This is a genomic window from Mesorhizobium sp. M1A.F.Ca.IN.020.04.1.1 (assembly GCF_003997315.1).
Taxonomy (GTDB): Bacteria; Pseudomonadota; Alphaproteobacteria; order Rhizobiales; family Rhizobiaceae; genus Mesorhizobium.
The window spans coordinates 1-21,193 of record NZ_RZSN01000069.1 but is presented as its reverse complement, the minus strand read 5'-3'; the positions used below and the strand labels follow the sequence as shown (position 1 = coordinate 21,193).

The 21,193-nt window shown below is 65.2% G+C and carries 20 protein-coding genes; 15 read left to right on the top strand and 5 right to left on the bottom strand.

Features of this window, described 5'->3' with window-relative positions:
- Positions 1–27: 27 nt before the first annotated feature.
- Genes EOA49_RS15860 through EOA49_RS15840 form a run of 5 tightly spaced genes read left to right on the top strand, consistent with a single transcriptional unit; the run spans position 28 to position 5,760 of the window.
- Complete coding sequence (locus EOA49_RS15860; RefSeq protein WP_127240481.1) at positions 28–1,035, top strand: ABC transporter substrate-binding protein; 1,008 nt, start codon at positions 28–30, stop codon at positions 1,033–1,035.
- Between the two features lie 5 nt (positions 1,036–1,040).
- A complete protein-coding gene (locus tag EOA49_RS15855; RefSeq protein ID WP_127240480.1) occupies positions 1,041–1,616 on the top strand; it encodes an SCO family protein in 576 nt (191 codons plus the stop codon).
- Positions 1,582–4,236, top strand: a complete 2,655-nt coding sequence (locus EOA49_RS15850; protein ID WP_164746744.1) for a GAF domain-containing protein — start codon at positions 1,582–1,584, stop codon at positions 4,234–4,236. The genes EOA49_RS15855 and EOA49_RS15850 overlap by 35 nt, the downstream gene beginning before the upstream one ends.
- Before the next feature lie 14 nt (positions 4,237–4,250).
- Positions 4,251–4,598, top strand: coding sequence for a response regulator (locus EOA49_RS15845; protein ID WP_245460679.1), 348 nt, complete (start codon positions 4,251–4,253; stop codon positions 4,596–4,598).
- Complete coding sequence (locus tag EOA49_RS15840; protein WP_245460677.1) at positions 4,516–5,760, top strand: response regulator; 1,245 nt, start codon at positions 4,516–4,518, stop codon at positions 5,758–5,760. The genes EOA49_RS15845 and EOA49_RS15840 overlap by 83 nt, the downstream gene beginning before the upstream one ends.
- A 196-nt stretch (positions 5,761–5,956) precedes the next feature.
- On the opposite strand, the gene efp is transcribed toward EOA49_RS15840, so the two are convergent.
- Positions 5,957–6,526, bottom strand: coding sequence for an elongation factor P (gene efp, locus EOA49_RS15835; protein ID WP_067000944.1), 570 nt, complete (start codon positions 6,524–6,526; stop codon positions 5,957–5,959).
- A gap of 129 nt (positions 6,527–6,655) precedes the next feature.
- On the opposite strand from efp, the gene epmA reads away from it, so the two are divergent.
- The 7 genes from epmA (at position 6,656) to lpxK (ending at position 13,573) form a co-directional block, all read left to right on the top strand.
- Positions 6,656–7,699, top strand: a complete 1,044-nt coding sequence (gene epmA / locus EOA49_RS15830; RefSeq protein WP_127240477.1) for an EF-P lysine aminoacylase EpmA — start codon at positions 6,656–6,658, stop codon at positions 7,697–7,699.
- Between the two features lie 218 nt (positions 7,700–7,917).
- Positions 7,918–9,261 (top strand): TldD/PmbA family protein, encoded by a 1,344-nt coding sequence (locus tag EOA49_RS15825; protein ID WP_127240476.1) that lies wholly within the window; start codon positions 7,918–7,920, stop codon positions 9,259–9,261.
- 1 nt (position 9,262) lies between these two features.
- The gene (locus tag EOA49_RS15820) at positions 9,263–10,057 is read left to right on the top strand and encodes a 3'(2'),5'-bisphosphate nucleotidase CysQ (protein ID WP_127240475.1); all 795 of its coding nucleotides are present in this window, start codon (positions 9,263–9,265) and stop codon (positions 10,055–10,057) included.
- Between the two features lie 75 nt (positions 10,058–10,132).
- A complete protein-coding gene (locus EOA49_RS15815) occupies positions 10,133–10,378 on the top strand; it encodes a DUF4170 domain-containing protein (RefSeq protein ID WP_040973997.1) in 246 nt (81 codons plus the stop codon).
- Positions 10,379–10,383: 5 nt separating this feature from the next.
- On the top strand, positions 10,384–11,160 hold the full coding sequence (locus tag EOA49_RS15810; protein WP_067000444.1) for a lysophospholipid acyltransferase family protein: 777 nt from the start codon (positions 10,384–10,386) through the stop codon (positions 11,158–11,160).
- Positions 11,157–12,473, top strand: a complete 1,317-nt coding sequence (waaA, locus tag EOA49_RS15805; protein ID WP_127240474.1) for a lipid IV(A) 3-deoxy-D-manno-octulosonic acid transferase — start codon at positions 11,157–11,159, stop codon at positions 12,471–12,473. Before EOA49_RS15810 ends, waaA begins: the two co-directional genes overlap by 4 nt.
- 62 nt (positions 12,474–12,535) lie before the next feature.
- Positions 12,536–13,573 (top strand): tetraacyldisaccharide 4'-kinase, encoded by a 1,038-nt coding sequence (gene lpxK / locus EOA49_RS15800; RefSeq protein WP_127240483.1) that lies wholly within the window; start codon positions 12,536–12,538, stop codon positions 13,571–13,573.
- A gap of 6 nt (positions 13,574–13,579) precedes the next feature.
- On the opposite strand, the gene EOA49_RS15795 is transcribed toward lpxK, so the two are convergent.
- Positions 13,580–13,813 (bottom strand): DUF2093 domain-containing protein, encoded by a 234-nt coding sequence (locus tag EOA49_RS15795; RefSeq protein ID WP_067000947.1) that lies wholly within the window; start codon positions 13,811–13,813, stop codon positions 13,580–13,582.
- A gap of 113 nt (positions 13,814–13,926) precedes the next feature.
- Here EOA49_RS15795 and EOA49_RS15790 point away from each other — a divergent pair, with 113 nt between their 5' ends.
- Complete coding sequence (locus EOA49_RS15790) at positions 13,927–14,508, top strand: hypothetical protein (protein WP_127240473.1); 582 nt, start codon at positions 13,927–13,929, stop codon at positions 14,506–14,508.
- 10 nt (positions 14,509–14,518) lie between these two features.
- Here EOA49_RS15790 and EOA49_RS15785 read toward each other — a convergent pair whose 3' ends face one another.
- On the bottom strand, positions 14,519–15,445 hold the full coding sequence (locus tag EOA49_RS15785; protein ID WP_127240472.1) for a LysR substrate-binding domain-containing protein: 927 nt from the start codon (positions 15,443–15,445) through the stop codon (positions 14,519–14,521).
- 87 nt (positions 15,446–15,532) lie between these two features.
- Here EOA49_RS15785 and EOA49_RS15780 point away from each other — a divergent pair, with 87 nt between their 5' ends.
- Entirely contained in the window at positions 15,533–16,426 is an 894-nt protein-coding gene (locus EOA49_RS15780) for a DMT family transporter (protein WP_095801347.1), read from the top strand.
- A 183-nt stretch (positions 16,427–16,609) separates the two neighbouring features.
- Here the strand turns inward: EOA49_RS15780 and mutL are convergent, their stop codons facing one another.
- A complete protein-coding gene (gene mutL, locus EOA49_RS15775; RefSeq protein ID WP_127242173.1) occupies positions 16,610–18,484 on the bottom strand; it encodes a DNA mismatch repair endonuclease MutL in 1,875 nt (624 codons plus the stop codon).
- Positions 18,485–18,529: 45 nt separating this feature from the next.
- Complete coding sequence (locus EOA49_RS15770; RefSeq protein WP_127243244.1) at positions 18,530–19,432, bottom strand: LysR substrate-binding domain-containing protein; 903 nt, start codon at positions 19,430–19,432, stop codon at positions 18,530–18,532.
- A gap of 90 nt (positions 19,433–19,522) precedes the next feature.
- On the opposite strand from EOA49_RS15770, the gene EOA49_RS15765 reads away from it, so the two are divergent.
- The gene (locus EOA49_RS15765) at positions 19,523–21,073 is read left to right on the top strand and encodes a trimethylamine methyltransferase family protein (protein WP_127242265.1); all 1,551 of its coding nucleotides are present in this window, start codon (positions 19,523–19,525) and stop codon (positions 21,071–21,073) included.
- Positions 21,074–21,193: the final 120 nt, after the last annotated feature.

Below are 21,193 nucleotides of genomic sequence, written 5' to 3'. Positions count from 1 at the left end.
CCCATTTACCACGCGAGGGAGAACCCCATGCAAATCATCCAGAACCGTCGCCACTTCATGGCCGGAGCTGCGGCAGCAGGCGCTTCAGCTCTCATCGGCACAACGACTGACGCTTGGGCCGAGGCACTCCCTGAAACGACCTCCGTTCGCTTGCCGCGGTGGATCGATGGTGCCTACTGCTGGGCAGGCATGTACCTGGCCGGAGAGTTCCTCAAAGCGGAGGGCTTCACCGACGTCCGCTACGTGCAGGGCGACGAAAAAGTCGATCAGGCGGTGTGGATTGCGCGCGGCGACACGGATTTCAGCATGAACTACGCGCCGGTCCATGTCGCGTCGATCGACGCGGGCGTGCCAATCAGGGTGCTTGGCGGTCTGCATTCCGGGTGCCTCGAGCTGATCGCCAACGACAGCATCCAAGGCATCCCGGACCTCAAGGGCAAACGGGTGGGCATGCATGACATCCATGCGCCGTCGCGCGTGCTGGTCGCCCTGATGGCCGCCTATATTGGCCTGGATCCCGTCAACGACATCGAATGGGTCGAGGAAAGCAAGCCGGTGGAAGCCTTCGCCGACGGAAAGTTCGATGCATATCTCTTCACGCCTCCGGAGACGCAGCAACTGCGCGCCAAGAAAATCGGCCACACGATCCTCAACACGACCCTCGATCGCCCTTGGTCGCAGCACTTCTGCTGCATGACCTCGGCCGCTGCGGACTATGTGAACAGATACCCGGTGGCGACCAAGCGCGTGCTCAGGGCCATCCTCAAGGGCGCCGACCTATGCATTTCGGATCCCGCATGGAGTGCAGCGCAAATGGTCGATCGAGGTTTCGTCCCCAGCTACGAAATCGCGCTGCAAACGCTGAGCGACACGCGATACGGCGTATGGCGGGACTACGATGCCGAAGCCTCGATGCGCTTCTACGCGTTGCGCATGCAGGAGACGGGCATGATTAAGTCGAGCCCACAGCAGATCATCGCCGAGGGAACAGACTGGCGATTCCTGGAGCAGCTGAAGCGTGAGCTCAAGACGTGAGCGGGTTGGCAGCCCGCATCTTGCTGCTGGCGCTGATGGCCGGGCCAGCGCAGGCGCATGATGCGCAGCACGATGAGCGATTGCCGGCAATCGGACCGGCTCCGGACTTTACGCTGACATCGCAGGACCGGGCGAGCGTGTCGCTGCACGACTTTCGCGGCAAGGTGATCGCCATTGCATTCATCTATACGCACTGTACCGACGTGTGTCCCATGCTGACCGCCCAGATGGCCAGCGTGCAGGAAAAGTTGGGCAGTGCGTTCGGACCCAAGATCGCCTTCATTTCGATCACCGTCGACCCGGAGCGCGATACGTCCGATGTTTTGAACGAATATGCGCAGAATTTTGGCGCCGATCTGAAGGGCTGGTCGTTTCTTACCGGCGATCCGGCGATTGTCCATGAGGTTGGACGGAAATACGGGGTCTTCGCGAAGAAGGCGGCGAACGGTGAAGTCGACCATACCTTGTTGACCTCGCTCGTAGACCCGAATGGCATCTTGCGAGTACAATATCTTGGCGTCCGGTTCGACTTGGAGGAGTTCCGGGGTGACCTTCTCGGCCTCTTGGACGAAACCAAATAGCATAACGAACTGGCTCGTTGGCTGGGTTGCCCGGCTGCCGGCGCGCGTCCAGACCAAGCTCTTGATCGCGTTCCTGTCGATCGTCGGCCTGCTCATCGTGCTCGGTGCCGTCGGGTTGCAGGTGCTGAGTGGGGTCAACGATCAGACCAACGAGCTGATCAAGCTGCAGCGCAGGATCGCGGCCTACCGCCAAGTACAGCACGATACGACCACCCAGCTCTACGGTATCTCCACCGCCCTGTTGCTACAGGATAACCGGATGCTGGATACGGCGCTGCGCCAGCTCAATCAGTTCGGCTACGACCTCGAGCGCATGGAGTTCGTCGCCAAAGCCGAGGTGGAAGTGCTTGGCCAGGTCAGGCAAGAGTACGAAAAACTGACGGCCGGGGTGACGCACGTGGCAGAGCTTGTCCGCGCGGGCCGTACCGAGGAGGCGCGCAAGGTTCAGCTTGATGAAATCATACCGTCGGCTGATCGCCTCGAGCGGCTGACAAACCAGCTGGTCAACATGGCCGAAGCCGACATGGTGGCGGCCATCGAAACGACCGAGGGTGCGTACGGCACGTCCAGACTGATCGTGGTTTCGTTTGCCGTGGGCAGTATCCTGCTGGCGTTGGGGCTCGGTTACATCATCTCCTGGTCGTTGATCGAACCGGTCAAGAAGATCGAGACGCGTCTCAGCCAGATAGCGGCCGGCGACTTCGCCCAACGGGTTGCCGTCGCCAATCGCGACGAACTTGGAGTGCTCGCCGCTAACGTCAACCAGACCTCCGACCAGCTGGGGCGCCTGTATCAGGAGATTGAGACACGCACCCAGCAGCTCGACGAAGCCCTTCAGCAGCAGACAGCCACTGCAGACGTTCTGAAGGTCATCAGCCGCTCTACCTTCGATCTACAGGTCGTGCTCGATACGTTGGTGGAATCTGCTGTCAGGCTCTGTCGCGCCGACAAGGGTGGCATCGTGCAGTTGCTTGATGGCGTATTCCGCTATGTGTCGACGCTTGGCTACCCGCCCAGTTTCCGTGACTATGTCGACGCCAATCCACTTCCAGCGCTTGCCGCTGGGCGAGGCTCCGCCGTAGGGCGCGTAATCGAAGAACGGCGGATCGTGCAAATCGAAGACGTGACCGCTGATCCGGACTACCGCGTCGCCTTGATCGCTGAGGCAGGCGGATTCCGCACCGTCCTCGCTGCCCCGCTGTTGCGGGAAGGTGATCTCATTGGCGTATTCGTCATGACGAGGGCTGAACCGCAACCGTTCAGTCCCAAGGAGATCGCGCTCGTCGAGACATTCGCCGACCAGGCCGTGATCGCCATCGAAAATGCGCGGCTCTTCGAGGCGGTGCAGGCACGGACGCGCGAGCTTGCGGCGTCGGTTGGTGAGCTCGAGGCGCTTGGCGAAGTGAGCAAGGCGGTCAATTCGACGCTGGATCTCGACACGGTGCTGAAGACGATCGTTGCCAAGGCGGTCCAGTTGTCGGCGACGGATGCTGGCACCATCTACGTGTTCAGCAGCACGCGGCAGCAATTCCGTCCGCGAGCAAACTTTGGGATGAGCGATGAGCTTATCGCGGCAGTCTCGCAGCAGACGATCGGGCTGGCCGATATGGGTATTGGCGACGCGCCCGGACGGTGCATGCCGGTGCAGTTTCCCGACCTCGGCAAGGAAACCTCATCCTTCCTTGTGAGAAAGACGATCCTCGACGCCGGATATCGCGGCATCCTGATCGTTCCGCTGCTGAGGCCCAACAAGATCGTCGGTGCATTGGTCGTCAGGCGCCACAAGCCAGGCGCCTTCGATGAGCAAGTTGTTCACCTGTTGGAGACCTTCGCAGCCCAATCGGTGGTCGCGATCCAGAATGCCAAGCTGTTCCGCGAGATCGAGGAGAAACGCGAGGAGCTGGAAGCAGCCAGCCGCCACAAGTCCCAGTTCCTGGCGAATATGAGCCACGAACTCAGGACACCGCTCAATTCAGTTCTGGGCTTCACAGAACTGCTGGTCGACGGCATCTATGGCGAACTCCCGGACAAGGCAAAGGCGACCGTCGCGCGTGTGCAGGCAAACGGCCGTCACCTCCTCGGGCTCATCAACGACGTGCTCGACCTGTCCAAGATCGAAGCCGGCCAGCTCACGCTGGCGATCGAGGACTACTCCGTCGCGCAGATTGTCCGATCGACCCTTACGGCGGTCGAGCCGCTGGCACGGGCGAAGGGTCTTGAGCTTTCAGCGACTGTTGCCGAGAACCTTCCAATCGGCCGTGGGGACGAACGCCGTTTGACGCAGATTCTGCTCAATCTCGCAGGCAATGCCGTCAAGTTCACCGAAACAGGTGCAGTCGACATTCTTGCCGATGCGGTCGGTGGGAACTTCGAGATCACCGTCCGAGACACCGGTCCCGGCATTGCGTCCAAAGACCAGGCTCTCATCTTCGAAGAATTCCAGCAAGTCGACAACAGCAGCACCAGGCAGAAAGGTGGCACAGGTCTTGGCCTGGCGATCTCGAAGCGCATCGCCGAAATGCATGGCGGAACCTTAGACGTCGAGTCCGTGATCGGGTCGGGGTCGACATTCCGTCTGAAGGTCCCGATCAGGATGAATGAGGACGTGAGGGCCGCATGAGCAAACGAATCCTGATGGTCGAAGACACCGAGGACAACCGCCAAATCATCCGCGATCTCATTGCCACCACCGAGTACGAACTGATCGAGGCGGCGGAGGGTGCCGCCGGCATCGCTGCAGCCGCAGCACACAGGCCAGACCTGATCCTTATGGACATTCAGCTCCCGGTGATCGACGGGTATGAAGCGGCCCGCCGCATCAAGGCCGACCCGGCGCTCCGGCACATTCCGATCATCGCCGTCACCTCCTACGCGTTGTCGGGCGACAAGGCGAAAGCCCTTGCTGCTGGGTGCGATGGTTACATTGCCAAGCCATTCAGTCCACGCCAGCTGCTTTCCGAGATTCGCGGTTTCCTTTCTTGAGGGAGGCAACACCTTGCACGATCCGCCTCGCATTCTCGCGGTCGACGATACTCCGGAAAACCTCGAGATCCTGCGCATGCGTCTCGAGGCGAATGGCTATGAAGTTGTAACCGCCGCCGATGGTGAAGAGGGGCTTGCGAAAGCCCGCGAACTCACGCCGGATCTGATCCTGCTCGACATCATGATGCCGAAGCTCGACGGCATCAGTGTGGTCCGCATGCTCAAGCAGGATCAATCGCTGCGATCGATCCCCGTCATTCTGGTCACCGCGAAAGCCGACACGCGCGACGTGGTCGAGGGGCTGGACGCCGGTGGCGACGACTATCTGACAAAGCCCTTCGAGCACAGGGCGCTGCTGGCGCGGGTGCGCTCGATGTTGCGCCAGAAGGGGCTTCACGACACTGTCGCGAGCCAAGCCAAGCGCCTTGAGGACCAAGCCGCGCGACTTTCCGACTGGAACCGCTCGCTCGAGGAAACCGTCGCCGGCCAGGTGACGGAGCTCGAGCGAATGGCGCGGCTCAGGCGGTTCCTGCCCGAACAGGTCGCCGACCTCATCGTTGCGGCGGGCAATGGAGATGCGCTCTTGCAGAGCCACCGCCGCGAGGTGACGGTTGTCTTTTGCGATTTGCGCGGCTTCACGGCGTTCGCAGAGACCGCCGAACCCGAAGAAGTCATGACAGTTCTGGCCGAGTATCATTCCTGTCTCGGCCAACAAATCGTCCGTCACGAGGGGACGCTCGAGCGGTTCGTGGGCGACGGTATCGTCGTGGTTTTCAACGATCCAATGCCATGTGCCGACCACAGCGAGAGAGCTGTCTCGATGGCTGCCGCAATGCGCGAAGCGATTGACGAGCATTCCGAGCGATGGCGCAAGCGGGACTATTTGCTTGGCTTTGGGATCGGCATTGCCAGGGGCCACGCAACCATCGGGCGCATCGGTTTTGATCAGCGCTCGGACTATGCCGTCATCGGCACTGTGTCGAACCATGCCGCCCGTTTATGCGAGGAGGCCAAATCGCGCCAGATTCTTGTTAGCCAACGGGTCCTCGGAGCTGTCGAGTCGCTGGTCGAATCCGTTCCTGTTGGCGAACTGACGCTGAAGGGCTTTCGCCGCCCGATGCCTGCCTATGAAATCGTGCGGTGGATCGGTCGGCCAATCTAGCGTTGAGCGCACTCCGGCTTCGTTCGAGAGATGCGGTGCGTCGAACCACCGGCGCCGCGGCGCGGATCTGCCGTTCACGTCGCGGCAACCGCAAATCCGCTTCGGGTCAGGGCCTCACGCCCAGACGGCGGACAAACCGTGCTGACGATAGGCCCGCCTGGCCGCAGGCGAGCTGTGATAGTTGACTGCTGTACCCTCAGTCCTTGGCGCGCTCGACATAGGAGCCGTCGGCGGTCATCACCACCACGCGCGTGCCGGTCGTGATGTGCGGCGGCACGGCCGTGCGCACGCCGTTGGAGAGCACCGCAGGCTTGTAGGACGAGGACGCCGTCTGGCCCTTGGTGACCGGCTCGGTATCGACCACCTCGAAGACAGCGCGCTGCGGCAGCGTCAGCGAGATCGGCGCGCCGTTGAACTGCGCCAGCTGCACCGCCATGCCTTCCTGCAGGTAGGGCGCCATGTCGCCGACCACGCTTTCTGAGGCCACGACCTGGTCGTAGCTTTCCGGGTTCATGAAATGGAAGCCTTCGCCGTCGGAATAGAGGAAGGTGTGCTCGCGCTCCTCGACATAGGCGCGCTCGACCATCTCGGTCGTGCGGTAGCGCTCCGAGATCTTCACCCCGTCGCCGATGCGGCGCATGTCGAGCTGCGTCACCGGCGTGCCCTTGCCAGGGTGGATGTTTTCGGCAAAGAGGATGACATAGAGCTTGCCGTCCTTATCGACGACGTTGCCTTTGCGTAAGGAACTGGCGATGACCTTGACCACGATATTCAATCCCAATCGAGTTTTTCGGCCTGCAAGCGTCTTTGCCCACGAAGCGCCGACGGCGGCCATCGCGTGCGCCGTAGCGCATCTTGCGTCGAACCGCCAGCCTCCTCGGCGATTTTCCCGCCCATGACCGCCGCTTCGCGATGGTGGACGCCGCATGTTCATGCCGACCGCCGGCCAAGGCTGATGGCGCGCAACGCCATTGCCGCCGCCTTGCGCGGTTGGTTCGCGGAGCGCGATTTCGTTGAGGTGACGACGGCCGCCCTGCAGGTTTCGCCCGGCAACGAGGCGCACCTTGCGGCCTTCGCCACCGAGGCGATCGCGCCGGACGCGTCGCGCCAGCCGTTATACCTTCACACCTCGCCGGAATTCGCCTGCAAGAAGCTGCTTGCCGCCGGCGAGAAGCGCATCTTCAGCCTGGGCTCCGTTTACCGAAACCGCGAGCGTGGGCCGCTGCATCATCCCGAATTCACCATGCTCGAATGGTATCGCGTCGGCGAGGCCTATCAGCGCCTGATGGCCGACTGCGCCGAATTTCTGGCGCTTGCCGCGGAAAAGGCCGGGGCCAAAAGCTTTCGTTTCCGTGGCCGCGAGGCCGATCCCTTCGCCGAGCCGGAGCGGCTGAGCGTGGCGGAAGCTTTCATGCGCCATGCCGGCATCGACCTGCTGGCGACCGTCGGCGCCGACGGCAGCACCAACCGCGAAGCGCTCCACCAGGGCCTGGTCCGCGCCGGCCTGCGCACCGCGCCCGACGACAATTGGGCCGACCTGTTCAGCCGCGTGATGGTGGAAAAGGTCGAGCCGGCGCTGGGGCAGGGACGGGCGACAATCCTCTATGGCTATCCAGTCTCCGAGGCGGCCCTTGCCCGGCCGAGCGCGGAGGACCCGCGCGTCGCCGAACGCTTCGAGCTCTACTGCTGCGGCGTCGAGCTCGCCAATGCGTTTGGCGAGCTCACCGATCCGGCCGAGCAGCGCCGCCGCTTCGTCGCCGAGATGGACGAGAAGGAGCGCATATATATCGAGCGCTATCCGCTGGACGAGGATTTCCTCACCGCGCTTGCCATCATGCCGCAGGCGAGCGGCTCGGCCCTCGGCTTCGACCGGCTGGTGATGCTGGCAACCGGCGCCGCCAGGATTGAAGATGTGATCTGGGCGCCGGTGGCCGGCTAATCCGCACTGTTCACGCGGTTACGGCGGGGCAGTGCGCTGCGAAGGGCCGCGATTGCCTTGAGATTGCCGCATCCGCCATTGCACAAGCGGTGGTGGAACAATAGATGGTGCAGCAGCATCCAAGACGATAGTGCGGGCTTCCAGAGATGGCGGCCCGACATCCATGGATGTGCGGCAGCATCTGCCCTCCCGCACAGCTTGAACAAACAGGACTAACCATGACCAACACGCTCGACGCAGGGAAACTGACCGGCCGCGTCGCGGCGCTCGTCGAGGCGGCCAAGCGCGCCGGGGCGGACGCCGCCGACGCGGTCGCCGTGCGCGGCCGTTCGGCCGGCGTGTCGGTGCGGCTGGGCAAGGTCGAAGGCACCGAATCGTCGGAAAGCGAGGACGTGTCCCTGCGCGTCTTCGTCGGCCAGCGCGTGGCGAGCGTCTCGGCCACCGCCGCCTCCGACCCGAAGGCGATTGCCGAGCGCGCCGTCGCCATGGCGAGAGTCTCCCCCGAGGATCCGTTCCAGGGCCTTGCCGACCCGGCGCTGCTCGCCCGCAATTTGCGTGATCTCGACCTCTTCGATCCGACCGAGGTGTCGGCTGATCAGCTCAAGGAGGCGGCGCTGGCAGCGGAAGCGGCGGCCCTTGCCGTCAAGGGCGTCACCAATTCCTCCGGCAGCAGCGCCAGCGCCGGCCTTGGCGGCCTGGTGCTTGCGACCTCGCATGGCTTTGTCGGCCAATATGTCGCGTCGCGCTTTTCGCGCTCGACCAGCGTCATTGCAGGCCAAGGCACGGCGATGGAACGCGACTATGAATTCTCCTCGCGCCAGCATTTCGCCGATCTCGACGCGCCGGAGGAGATCGGCCGCAAGGCCGGCGAACGCGCCGTGCGTCGCCTCGGCGCCCGCAAGGCGGCGACCGGCCCGGTCGACGTCGTGTTCGACCCCCGTGTTGCGCGCGGCATTGCCGGCCATCTCGCCGGCGCCATCAACGGCGCCGCGGTGGCGCGCAAGACCAGCTTCCTGCGCGACATGATGGGAAAGCAGGTAGCCTCAAGCGCGATCACCGTCACCGACGAGCCGCTGCGGCGTCGCGGCCAGGCGTCGCGGCCCTTCGACGGCGAAGGCGTCGAGGGCGACAAGCTGTTGATGGTCGACAAAGGCGTGCTCAACCACTGGTTCCTGTCGACATCGGCCGCGCGCGAGCTTGGTCTCGTCACCAACGGCCGTGGCTCGCGCAGCGGCTCTTCGGTTTCGCCGTCCTCGACCAATCTGGCCGTCGAGCCCGGCGATCGCGCCCCCGAGGAGCTGATCGCCTCGCTGCAGCGCGGCTTCTACGTCACCGAGGTCTTCGGCCAGGGCGTCGACATGGTAACCGGCGAATACAGCCGCGGCGCCTCCGGCTTCTGGATCGAGAACGGCGCGCTTGCCTATCCGGTGGCCGAGGTGACGATCGCCTCCAATTTGAAGACCATGTTCCTCAACATGGTGCCGGCGAGCGATCTCGACCGCAATTTCGGCACTGCCGCGCCGACACTGCTGATCGAGGGGATGACCCTTGCCGGCGCCTGACATGGTCATCTCAGCCGAGACGCGCGAAGACCTCGCTCTGCTGCGCGAAGCCGCCCGCGAGGCTGGCACCATTGCCATGCGCTATTTCGGCCAAAACCCCCAGGTGTGGATGAAGGGCGGGACCTCGCCGGTCAGCGAGGCCGACCATGCGGCCGACGCCTATCTGCGCGAGACCCTGCTCAAGGCGCGGCCGAATTATGGCTGGCTGTCCGAAGAAACCGCCGACGATCATGCCAGGCTGTCGGCCCGCCGCACTTTCGTCGTCGACCCTATCGATGGCACGCGCGGCTTTCTCGATGGCCTGCATTCCTGGTGCGTCAGCGTCGCCGTGGTCGAGGATGGCCGCTCGCTGGCCGGCGTGCTCGAATGTCCGGCCAAGCGCGAGACCTATTGGGCGCTGCCGGGCGAGGGCGCGTTCCTCAACGGCAAGCGCATCCAGGTGCGCCAACTCGGCGATACGGTCGAGATCGGCGGGCCGAAGCCGCTGGTCGAGCGCATGCCCGCTTCCTGGCAAGCCCGGATGCGCCGCGTCGCTTACATCCCCTCGCTCGCCTACCGGCTGGCGATGATCGCCAACGGCAAGCTCGATGCGACCTTCGTCAAGCCCAACGCCCATGACTGGGACATCGCCGCCGCCGACCTTATCCTCCGCGAGGCGGGCGGCGCCTTGCTCGACCGCACCGGCAAGCCGCCGCGCTATGCCGGCGAGGTGATCAACCATGGCGCGCTCGCCGCCGGCAGCGGCGAACTGCTGGGGGTCCTGGCCGGCGTCATTGCCGGAGCTGACCAAGGGTGAGTCGGCCCACGGTTTCAAAATCGGCGGCTTTGGTCTAAACGTTTCACAAAATTCATGAATCTGCGAAGGATCGGCATGGCCGTGGAAGACGGAAAGAAACAGCTTTTGCACCTGGTGTTCGGCGGCGAGCTGAAAAAGCTGGGTGGAACCGAGTTCCGTGATCTGGATGCGCTCGACATCGTCGGCATCTACCCCGACTATCAATCGGCGCACGCCGCGTGGAAGGCGAAGGCGCAGGCCAGCGTCGACAATGCCCATATGCGCTATTTCGTCGTTCACCTGCACCGGTTGCTCGATCCGGAAACAAAGGCAGCCGGTTGACATCGATGGAGCATGAAGCGGTGAAAGGAGCGACGGGGCGCGCCGCCGGGCGGGGCGGGACTCGCACGCTGTGGCGCCGCATCCGAGAGCCGCTCGCCCAGTCGCGATTCGTCAAGAATTTCATCGCCAGCCTGTTCGCCTGGTTCGTGCGGCTGATTCGCATCACCAGCCCGCTGGTGAAAGGGTCGACGCAGGTCGCCGGCGGCGCCTATGCGCATCTCGAACCGGGCATCATCGCGCTGTGGCATGGCCAGCATCTCTTGACGCCGGCTTATTATCCCAAGGGCCGGCCGCTGGTCGCCATGGTCTCGCGCAGTGCCGACGCCGAGCTCAACGCGCTGATGCTGAACAGATTCGGCATCGAGGCGGTGCGCGGCTCGGGTGGCCGCGACAGTTCGAGGCATCTCGACAAAGGCGGCGCCAAAGCCTTGATTGCGCTCAAGAAAGCGCTGGTGGCCGGCAAGAATGTCGCGATGATCGCCGACATTCCGCATGGCACGCCGCGCGACGCGGGGCTGGGCATCGTGCTTTTGGCCAGGCTTTCCGGGCGCCCGATCCTCCCCTCGGCGATCGCCACCAGCCGCCGCAAGGTGCTGGAAAAGAGCTGGGACAAGACCACCATCAACCTGCCGTTCGGCCGCTCCGCCGTTGTCGTCGGGCAGCCGGTGTTCGTGCCGTCCAACGCCGACGACGCCGAGATGGAGCGAAAGCGCCAGGAGGTCACCGCCTCGCTCAACGCCGCGACCGCCGAGGCCTACCGCCTCGTGGACGGCGACAAATGAGCGAGCGCTGGGCGCGCGCGGCCCTGACCGCCTACCGCTACGCCGGGGCCGTCGCCTATCCGCTGATCGGACCCTATGTCGCCTGGCGAGCCTCGCGCGGCAAGGAAGACCGCGTTCGCCGTCGCGAGCGCTACGGCGTCGCCGGCCGTCCGCGTCCGGAAGGACCGGTGATCTGGATTCACGCCGCGAGCGTCGGCGAGACGATCGCCGTCGTGCCGCTGGTCGAAAGCATCCTCGATTACGGCGTCAACATCGTGCTGACGACCGGCACCGTGACCTCGGCCAAGGTCGCCGACGAGCGGCTTGGCAGCCGCATCATCCACCAATATGTGCCGCTCGACCTCAAGCCCGCTGTAAGCCGCTTCCTCGATCACTGGCTGCCGGAGCTGGCCATCATAGCCGAATCGGAGATCTGGCCGATGACCATCCTGGAACTCGGCGCGCGCAACGTGCCGCAGGTTCTGGTCAACGGGCGGCTGTCGGACCGTTCGTTCCGGTCGTGGAAGAAGCGCGCCGGCGTCGCCGAGGCGCTGTTCGAGAATCTTGCCCATGTCGTTGCCCAGTCGGATGTCGACGGCGAGCGGTTCCGCGTCCTCGGCGCCCGGCCGGTGACCGTTTCCGGCAACCTCAAGGTGGACACCAACCCGCCGCCGGTCGACGAGCGGGCGCTGGCGATGCTGCAGCGCCAGATCGGCTTACGCCCGACCTGGGCGGCGATCTCGACCCATGACGGGGAGGAGGTCGCCGCGGCGGAAGTCCATGCGACCTTGCACAAGCGCCACCCTGGACTGCTGACCATCGTCGTGCCCCGCCATCCCGACCGCGCGGACGCGCTGGCCGCGCAGATCTCCGGCATGGGGCTGAAAGTGGCGCGCCGCAGCAAGGGCGACCGCATCACGCCCGACACCGATATCCTGCTCGGCGACACGATCGGCGAGATGGGACTTTATCTCAGGCTGACCGAGATCGCGTTCGTGGGCCGCTCGCTGACCTCCGAGGGCGGCCAGAACCCGCTGGAGCCGGCGATGCTCGACACGGCGGTGCTGGCCGGCCGCAACGTGCAGAATTTCCGCGAAGCCTATCAGCGCCTGCTCGATCGCGGCGGCGCCAAGCTGGTGCGCGACCGCGACATGCTGGCCGGCGCCGTCAATTTCCTTTTGACCAACGAGGCGGTGCGCCACGAGATGATGGCGGCGGGCGCGGCGACCGTCGATGAGATGCGCGGCGCGCTTCAGCGCACGCTGAAGTCGCTCGAACCCTACATCCAGCCGCTGGTCGTCAAGGCGCGCCTGAAAGGCGCCAACGGGCGCTAGCGCATGGCCCAAAAATTCGGATCCGATCTTTGGAAAGGGTCATGCGCCATGGAAGTCGCGCCATGACCAGCGAAGCGCCGCCCTTCTGGTGGGAAAAGCCGGACTGGCGCGTGCTGGCGCTTTCGCCGGTGTCCGCGATGTATGGAATGGTGGCTGGGCGCCGCATGCGGCGCGCGCCGCGCGAGAAGGTCGCGGCACCTGTGCTGTGCGTCGGCAACTTCACCGTTGGCGGCAGCGGCAAGACGCCGGTCGCCATCGCGCTGGCTAAACAGGCAAAGCGCATGCAGCTCACGCCCGGCTTCCTGTCGCGCGGCCATGGCGGTTCCTTCGCCAAGCCGCATGTCGTCGATGCGCATCACGACGCGGCCAAGCATGTCGGCGACGAGCCGCTGCTGCTTGCCGAACATGCGCCGGTCGCGGTGACGGCCAACCGCGCCGCCGGCGCCAAACTGCTGATGGCAGAGCATGGCTGCGACTTGCTGATCATGGATGACGGTTTCCAGTCGGCGCGCATCCATATCGACTACGCGCTGGTCGTGGTCGATGCGCGTTTCGGCATCGGCAATGGCCGCGTCATTCCGGGCGGGCCGCTCCGGGCAAAGATCGTTGATCAGCTGGTCTTCACCGGCGGCTTGCTGAAGATGGGCGAGGGGAGCGCGGCCGATACGGTGGTACGCCAGGCGGCGCGCGCCGGCCGGCCGATCTTTTTGGCCCATGTCGAGCCGGCGAACCCGGCGCGCTTCGCCGGCGGGCGCTTCCTTGCCTTTGCAGGCATCGGCCATCCGGAAAAATTCTTCGATACGCTGCGCAGCGCCGGCGGCGAGGTCGCGCTGTCGCGCGCTTTTCCCGACCATCATTTCTACGCCGCGGACGAGCTTGCCGATCTGGCGGCGCTTGCCAAGCGCGAGGGGCTTCGGCTTGTCACCACGGCAAAGGATGCCGCGCGGCTTCGCCACGGCGCCGCACCCGCCGGCTTCCTGGAGCAGCTCGACGTGCTTGAGATCGACGCCGTGTTCGAGATCGACCACGTGCCGGAGCGCATCATCAATGAGACGCTGGATGCATGGCGGCAGCGCAAGATGAGACCGTCCTCATCCTAGGAGGTTCTACCCGCGCTTGCGCAGCTCCGGATGCGCCTCGATCTCACGCCGCAGCGACGCTGCCGCGTTCACATATGGCTCCTGCCTGGCGACGCTCCAGTATTTGAGCTCGTCCAGCGGGATGCTCTCGCCGGTCACCGCGCAGCGCACGAACGCGCCGGGGCTCGTCACCTGGAAGTCGCCGTCGAGATAGCGGATGCGCGCTTCCTTGCCGCCGGGGCCTTCAAAACGGTTCATCATGGAATGGCGCATAGGTTCATAGGGGTTCAATCGCCACAAATCGAAGGCAAGGTCAAGCTTGGCGCAATGCTCATGTAGTATGCCGGTTGGCACAATGGTTGTCGGGAAGCGCCATGGACATCACCAACGCCAGCGTGACGTCGCTGCTGAAAGAGGCGCTGGCGCCGCAGCCGGTGCCGTCGCCCAAGGCCGAACCTGCGACCGCGGCGCTGGTCAAGGCGCTCGTCCAGCCGCCGGCGCCCTCCGTCGTGTCCTCCGCACAGGTGGCCGCGCAGGCGCTGAACGGCACGTTGCCGGCCGCTCGACCAACTCAGCGTCTGTCCTCGGCCGAGATCGAGAACGCCTACAGAGCCGTCCTGGAATCCGATGCCGGCCCTGATGGCGCCTCGACGAAGTCTCCGGTTGGCAGGTCGGCGGCTGACGCCGATCAGCTTTCGCGGGCGCTGCCCCAGGTTCCACCGCCGGCCGCCGATGGCACCGCAAGGGTCGTGGCGGCGCCCTCTTCGTTCTCGCCGGTGCTTGCGTCCGGAGTGCTGGTAGCGGCCAACGCCAATGCGCCGCCGCGCGGCGGCGTTCGCAGCCCCGGCCATGCCCCGCGATCCGAACCCGGCCAGACGCCGCTGTGGATGATATCGATCGTGACGGCCGTCGTCTCGGCTGCGACCGCCACGATCGTGCTGATGCTGCTTCGCTGATCCGAGCGATCTAGTCCTCGTCCTGCAGGAAGGCTTCGAGCTTCTCCGGCGCCAGCCCCGCCTGTTCGGCGATGCGTCGGGCGAGATCGGCGGCGGCCGCGCGCGGCCGGCCGACCGGGCGGTCGAGCCAGTAGGACACCGGATTGAGCGCGACCCGCTCGTCAACGGGAACAATCCGGCCCGACTTCAACTGGTCTGCCGTCAGCGGCGGCCGCGCCAGCGCGATGCCGAGCCCATGCGCCGCCGCGTCGAGCACCAGATTGTAGTCCTCGAAACGCCGGTCCTGCGGGCGCGGGCGATAATCGACCTCCTGTGCCGCGAACCAGGCGCGCCAGGCGGACGCGTCGGAATCGTTGATCAGCGGGAATTTGAGCAGCCGAGCCGGGTCGCCTTGCCCGATCTCCTTCGCCAGCTCCGGCGAGGCGATCGGGAAAATGTGCTCCTCGAAAAGCTGCACCGAGACGCGGCCCGGGATGCGGCCGCGCCCGCAGCGCACCGAAAGGTCGATGCCTTCGTCGGCAAGGTCGGCCTGGCGGTTGTCGACGTCGAGCACGATGCGCAGCCGCGTCGGGTTGTTTTCGAGCGCCGCCATGCGCGGCATCAGCCAAAGGCCGCTGACCGAAGGGATCGAAGCCAGCCGCACCACCGCGGTGCCGCGCGGCTCGACCCAGCGATCGGAATTGACCGAGATCAGCGCGAAGGCCTCGGTGGTGCGCAGGTGCAGCCGGTTGCCCTCATTGGTCAGCGTGACGCCGCGCGCGTTGCGCTCGAACACCTTGAGCCCGAGCCAGTCCTCCAGCTTGGCGATCTGACGGCTGATCGCGCCATGGGTGAGGTTGAGCCTTTCGGCCGCCGCGGAAAAGCTTCCGGTCCGCGCCGCCGCGTCGAAGGCGCGCAAAGTCTCGAGCGGCAATAGCTGGTCAGAGCTGTGAGGCATGCTCACAGCTGACCCTCGAATTGCTCGTTTGTCAATCGGCGGGCAATGGCGTTTTCTCTCTCTATGGCCAGAGGCGAGGATTCGGCAATGAGCGCTTACACCGGCACGCTGAATGAGACACAGCGCATGGACACCACGGCCGCGATCGCGGTGGCGCTGACGGTGGTCGGCTGGGCGTCTGCCTTCCCGGCGATCCGCGCTGGCCTTGCCGCCTTCCAGCCGCTGGAACTCGGGGCGCTGCGCTTCGCCATCGCGGCCGTGCCGGCAGCGATCTTCCTTGCGGTCAAGCGTCCGGCGCTGCCGAGGATCGATGAGCTGTGGCGTTTCGGCTTCGGCGGTGCCATCTTCGTCGCGCTATACACCGCCATGCTCAATTTCGGCGAGCTCACCGTCTCGGCGGGCGCCGCCGGCTTCATCATCAATGTCAGCCCGATCTTCACGGCCATCATGGCCATGGCGCTGCTCGGCGAGCGCTTTTCCGGCATGGCCTGGCTTGGCACGGTGATCTCGTTTGCCGGCATCGGCATCATCGCGGTGGCGGACGGCCATGGCCTGCATTTCAACACCGGAGCGCTGCTGGTGCTGGGCTCGGCCCTTTGCTCGGCCGTCAACACCATCGTCCAGAAGCCGCTCTTTGCCCGCCACCATCCGCTGACGATCGCCGCTTCCAACATGGTGCTCGGCGCGCTCTGCCTGTCGCCCTTCCTGGCGGAAGCGTTTTCGCAGGCTGCGGTCGCCGACATGGCCGGCCTCGGCGCCGTCATCTATCTGGGCATCGTGCCCAGCCTGATCGCCTACGCCGCCTGGGCCACCGCGCTGTCGCGCCTGCCGGCCGCGCGCGCCTCGAACTTCCTCTATCTGGTCTCGCCGACCTCCGCTCTGATTGGATTCTTCTGGCTCGGCGAAGTACCGACTCTGCTCGGCATGCTCGGCGGCGCGCTGGCGCTCGGCGGTGTGATCGTGGTGAATTTGAAGCGGTAAGTCAAAGGGTTGAGGCCGGTGCCTTGAGTAAAGGAAAGAGCCGCCTCGAGCGGCCCTTTTCTTGCCCCTCATCCGGCCGCTACGCGGCCACGAGAACGGGTTGGTGCTGGCGCTGAAGGTCTCCTTTCCCATAGGGAGAAGTCAGCGGAGTGAAGCGAGGCTGGGTGAGGGGAATTGGCGCGCTCACCTTCGCCCGAACAATCTTTCAATGTCGGCGAGTTTCAGCTCAATATAGGTCGGCCTGCCATGGTTGCAGGTGCCGGAGCCGGGAGTCGCCTCCATTTGGCGCAGCAGCGCGTTCATCTCCTCGGCCTTGAGCAGGCGGCCCGAGCGCACGGAGCCGTGACAGGCCATGGTCGCGGCTATTCTGTCCAGCCGTTCCTTCAGCGTCTCGACCGTGTCGTTGTCGGCGATCTCGTCGGCGAGGTCACGCACCAGTTGCTGCACATTGGTTTCGCCGAGCATCGACGGCGTCTCGCGCACCGCCACCGCGCCCGGGCCGAAGCGCTCCAGGCCGAGGCCGAATTTGGCCAGTGTCTCGGAATGCATCGCCAGCCGTTCGGCATCCTCTTCCGCAAGGTCGACGATCTCGGGCAAAAGCAGCATCTGCGAAGGCACGGCGCGAGAGTGCAGCGCGTTCTTCAAGGCCTCGTAGACCAGCCGCTCATGTGCGGCATGCTGGTCGACGATGATCAGCGAGTCCCGGGTTTGGGCGACGATATAGTTCTCATGCACCTGAGCGCGCGCCGCGCCCAGCACCGTGCCGAGCAGCGCCTCGGCCGGCTCGGCGATGCCCGCCCGCGCGTCGGCGCTTGCCAGCGGCCTGGTGTCGAAGGCAGCCTGATCGTTTTCGGCGAAGCCTCGCGCCGGCCGGGCTTCGCCCATGTCGAGCGGCCGTTGCGGCGAGCGCGCCAAAGTCGAACCGTGGTCGAAGCTGGAGCCGGAGGCGCGAAAAGCGGCCTCATAGCTGCGGTGGCCATTGGCCGGTCCGGGATGCGAATAGGACGCCGCGCCGGGCCGGAAAGCCGCCATCATGCCGGCCGCGCCGGTGGTCGCGGCCCGGATGCCGGCGCCGGCCATCGCCTCGCGGATGGCGCCGACAATCAACCCGCGCACCAGGCCCGGATCGCGGAAGCGCACATCGGCCTTGGCCGGGTGGACATTGACGTCGACGGTTGCCGGATCGAGCGAAAGGAATAGCACGGTGACCGCATGCCGGTCGCGCGGCAGCACGTCGGCGAAGGCGCCGCGGATCGCGCCGGCGATCAGCTTGTCGCGCACCGGCCGGCCGTTGACATAGGCATATTGCTGCAGCGCGTTGGCGCGGGTGTAGGAAGGGATCGAGACGTGGCCGGCAAGATGCACGCCGTCGCGCATGGCATCGATCGCAATGGCATTGTCGGGAAAGTCGGCGCCCATCACTTGCGCGACGCGGGCGAGCCGGCCCTCTGGCGTGCCGCCGGTCGCCGGCAGCTCCAGCGTCGAGCGGTCGGAACCGGCAAGCGTGAAGCGCACGGCGGGGAAGGCGATGGCGATGCGCTTCACCACGTCGCCGGTGACCGAGCTTTCGGCGCGCTCGCCCTTCATGAATTTGAGCCGTGCCGGCGTGGCGAAGAACAGGTCGCGCACTTCGACGGTGGTGCCGCGGTTGGCCGCCGCCGGCTTGACGGCCGACACCCGGCCGCCCTCGATGCTGATCTCGGCCGCGCTGTCGCCGGCGGCCGTGCGCGAGCGGATCGAAAGCCTGGCCACCGAGCCGATCGACGGCAACGCCTCGCCGCGGAATCCCAGCGAGCGGATGTCGTGGATATCGTCCGACAGCTTCGATGTGCAGTGTCGGGCAACTGCCAGCGCCAGTTCGCGCTCGGGAATGCCCGAGCCGTCATCGGTGACGCGGATGAGCGAGAGCCCGCCGCCGGCGGTGACGATCTCGACGCGCGACGCGCCGGCGTCGAGCGCATTCTCGACCAACTCCTTCACCACGCTTGCGGGACGCTCGATGACTTCGCCGGCGGCGATCTGGTTGATCATCGTTTCGGAAAGCTGGCGAATGGGCATCCGAGGATTATAGGCGGATTCGAACGGTGTGGGGGAGGGGCTACTTCATGCCTGCGCCACCAGCCAGTCCCTGACCTTGCGCGCGTTGTCGCTGAGCTCGCGGTTCTTCGGCCAGATGACGTGGAAGCCGATGCCGGTACTCATCACATGGTCGGTCACGGGCACCAGCAGCCCTGATGCCACCAGCCGCTCGACCAGATGCCGCCAGCCAAGCGAGATGCCTTGCCCTTCCATCACCGCCTGGATCACCAGGGCATAGTCGTTGATGCGCAGGCCGCGCTCGGCATTGCGCAGGCTGGTTCCGGCCGACGCGAACCATTCGTCCCAGTTCGGCGCCTCGCGATAGGGCTCCTCGAGATGGATCAGCCGGTGGGTGGCCAGTTCCTCCACCGTCTTCGGCATGCCGAATTTGGCGAGATAGCTCGGTCCCGCGACGGGGAAGATCTCTTCGTCGGACAGCGACAGCGAGTGATAGTCCGGCCAGTCGCGCGGCACACCGCCGCGCACGCCGAGCGGAATGCCCTCGGCGATGATGTCGAGGTCGCGGTCGGCGGTCTGGATGCGCAGGTCGATGCCCGGCAGTTGGTCGCGGAACTGCTGCAGACGCGGCATCATCCAGAACGAGCCGAAGGCCGTCGAGGCGGCAAGGGTCACATGGCCGCCCGTCGCCTGCAGGCGAAGGTCCTCGGCAGATTTGCGGATATGCGACAACCCCAGCGAGACGTCCGCGTGGAAGCGCTCGCCGGCCTCGGTCAGGAGCACCTGGCGGTGGCGGCGCTGAAACAGCTTGGCGCCGAGCTGTTCCTCCAGTCCGCGCACCGCATAGGATACGGCCGCCTGGGTCATGCCGAGCTCGCGCCCGGCGGCGGTGAAGCTCGACAGCCGGCCTGCCGCCTCGAAGACGACGAGGCTGCCGGCCGAGGGCAGGAGGTGGCGTAGGCTTCGCATAAGCGCAGCTTATACAAGAGATCAGGATTTTCCAGCGTCACATCCATATTTCGTGTCGCTAACTTGGTCGGGCGGGATGAAGGAGACAACATGAACGCACCGGCCGCTGAATTGACTGAGCCGACCCACCGTCGCGGCGGCGGCCGCCTTGGGCGCAAGGCGCTGAGAAGCGCGCCGGTCGCGTCTTTCCCGACGCTCGTTCGCCAGATTCCGGCCTATGAGATCGTGCCCGACGAGGCGGTGGAGCTGATCCACGAGGAGTCGCTCAAAATCCTCGAGGAGGTTGGCTGCGAGTTCCGCGACGACGAAGCGATCGCGCTCTGGAAGGCGGCGGGTGCCGACGTCAAGGACACACGCGTCCGCATCGATCGCGCGCTGCTGATGGAGCTTGTCTCGAAGGTCCCGCCGGAATTCACGCTCAATGCGCGCAACCCCGAGCGTACGGTTCGCGTCGGCGGCAAGAACTCGATCTTCGTGCCGATGTATGGCGCGCCCTATGTGCGCGACCTCGACAACAAGCGGCGCTACGGCACGCTCAACGACCTCAACAATTTCCACAAGCTCGCCTACATGGCGCCGGCGCTGCATTCGTCGAGCTCGATCATCTGCGAGCCGATGGAGATCCCGGTGCCGAAGCGGCACCTCCACATCATTCATTCGGCGCTCAAGCACTCCGACAAGCCGTTCATGGGCATCGTGACGTCGAAGGAGCGGGCCGAAGACACGATGGCGATGGCTGCGATCGTGTTCGGCGAGGAGTTCGTGCGCGACAATCCGGTGCTGGTGGCGATCACCAACTGCAATTCGCCGCTGGTGTGGGACGCCACCATGCTTGACGCGATGCGGGTCTATGCCCGTCACAACCAGCCGCTGATCCTGGCACCGTTCGCGCTCTGCGGCGCCTCGACCTCGGCCTCCGCCGTCGGCGCGGTCGCGCAGGTGAATGCCGAGGCGCTCGCCGGTGTGGCCTTCACCCAGCTGATCCGTCCCGGCTCGCCGCAGATCTATGGCCAGTTCATGGTGACCGTCGACATGAAGACCGGCGCCCCGATGGGGGGCACGCCGGAGGCCGCGCAGATGATGTATCTGATGGGTGCGCTGGCGCGGAAATACAAACTGCCGTGGCGCACCTCGGGCTTCCACGTCGGCTCCAAGCTCAACGACGCCCAGGCCGGCTACGAGGCGAACATGCTTATGCATGCCGCGATCCTCGCCGGCGCCAATTACATCTGGCACTCCGCCGGCTGGCTTGAAGCCGGCCTTACCTGCGGCTATTCGAAATTCGCCACCGACTGCGAGCAACTCGTCGGTTGGTACAAATATGCCGGCGGCGTCCCCTTCGACGATTTCAAGGAAGCCATGGCGGCGATCCGCGAGGTCGGCCCGCAAGGGCATTTTCTCGGCACGCAGCACACGCTCGAGCATTTCGAGCGCGCCTTCTTCATGCCGAGCATCATGGATTTCAACTCCTTCGAGCAATGGAGCGCCGAAGGCGCTAAGGATCACGACACGCGCGGCCTCGAAAAGGCGCGCAACATGCTCGCCGACTATCAGGAGCCGAAGCTCGACGACGGCATCGCCGAAGGTCTCAAGGATTTGATCGCACGGCGCGAGGAAAAGCTGCCTGATACCGTTAGTTGACAAAATATGGGCAAAGGCCGTCGGCAATCGTGACTGACAGCAAGCCAATGGCTCAGCCAGCGCGCACCTTGCCGTTCGCAAGGTGTTTCTGAAGCGATTGACAGGCGTTCATAATATGAT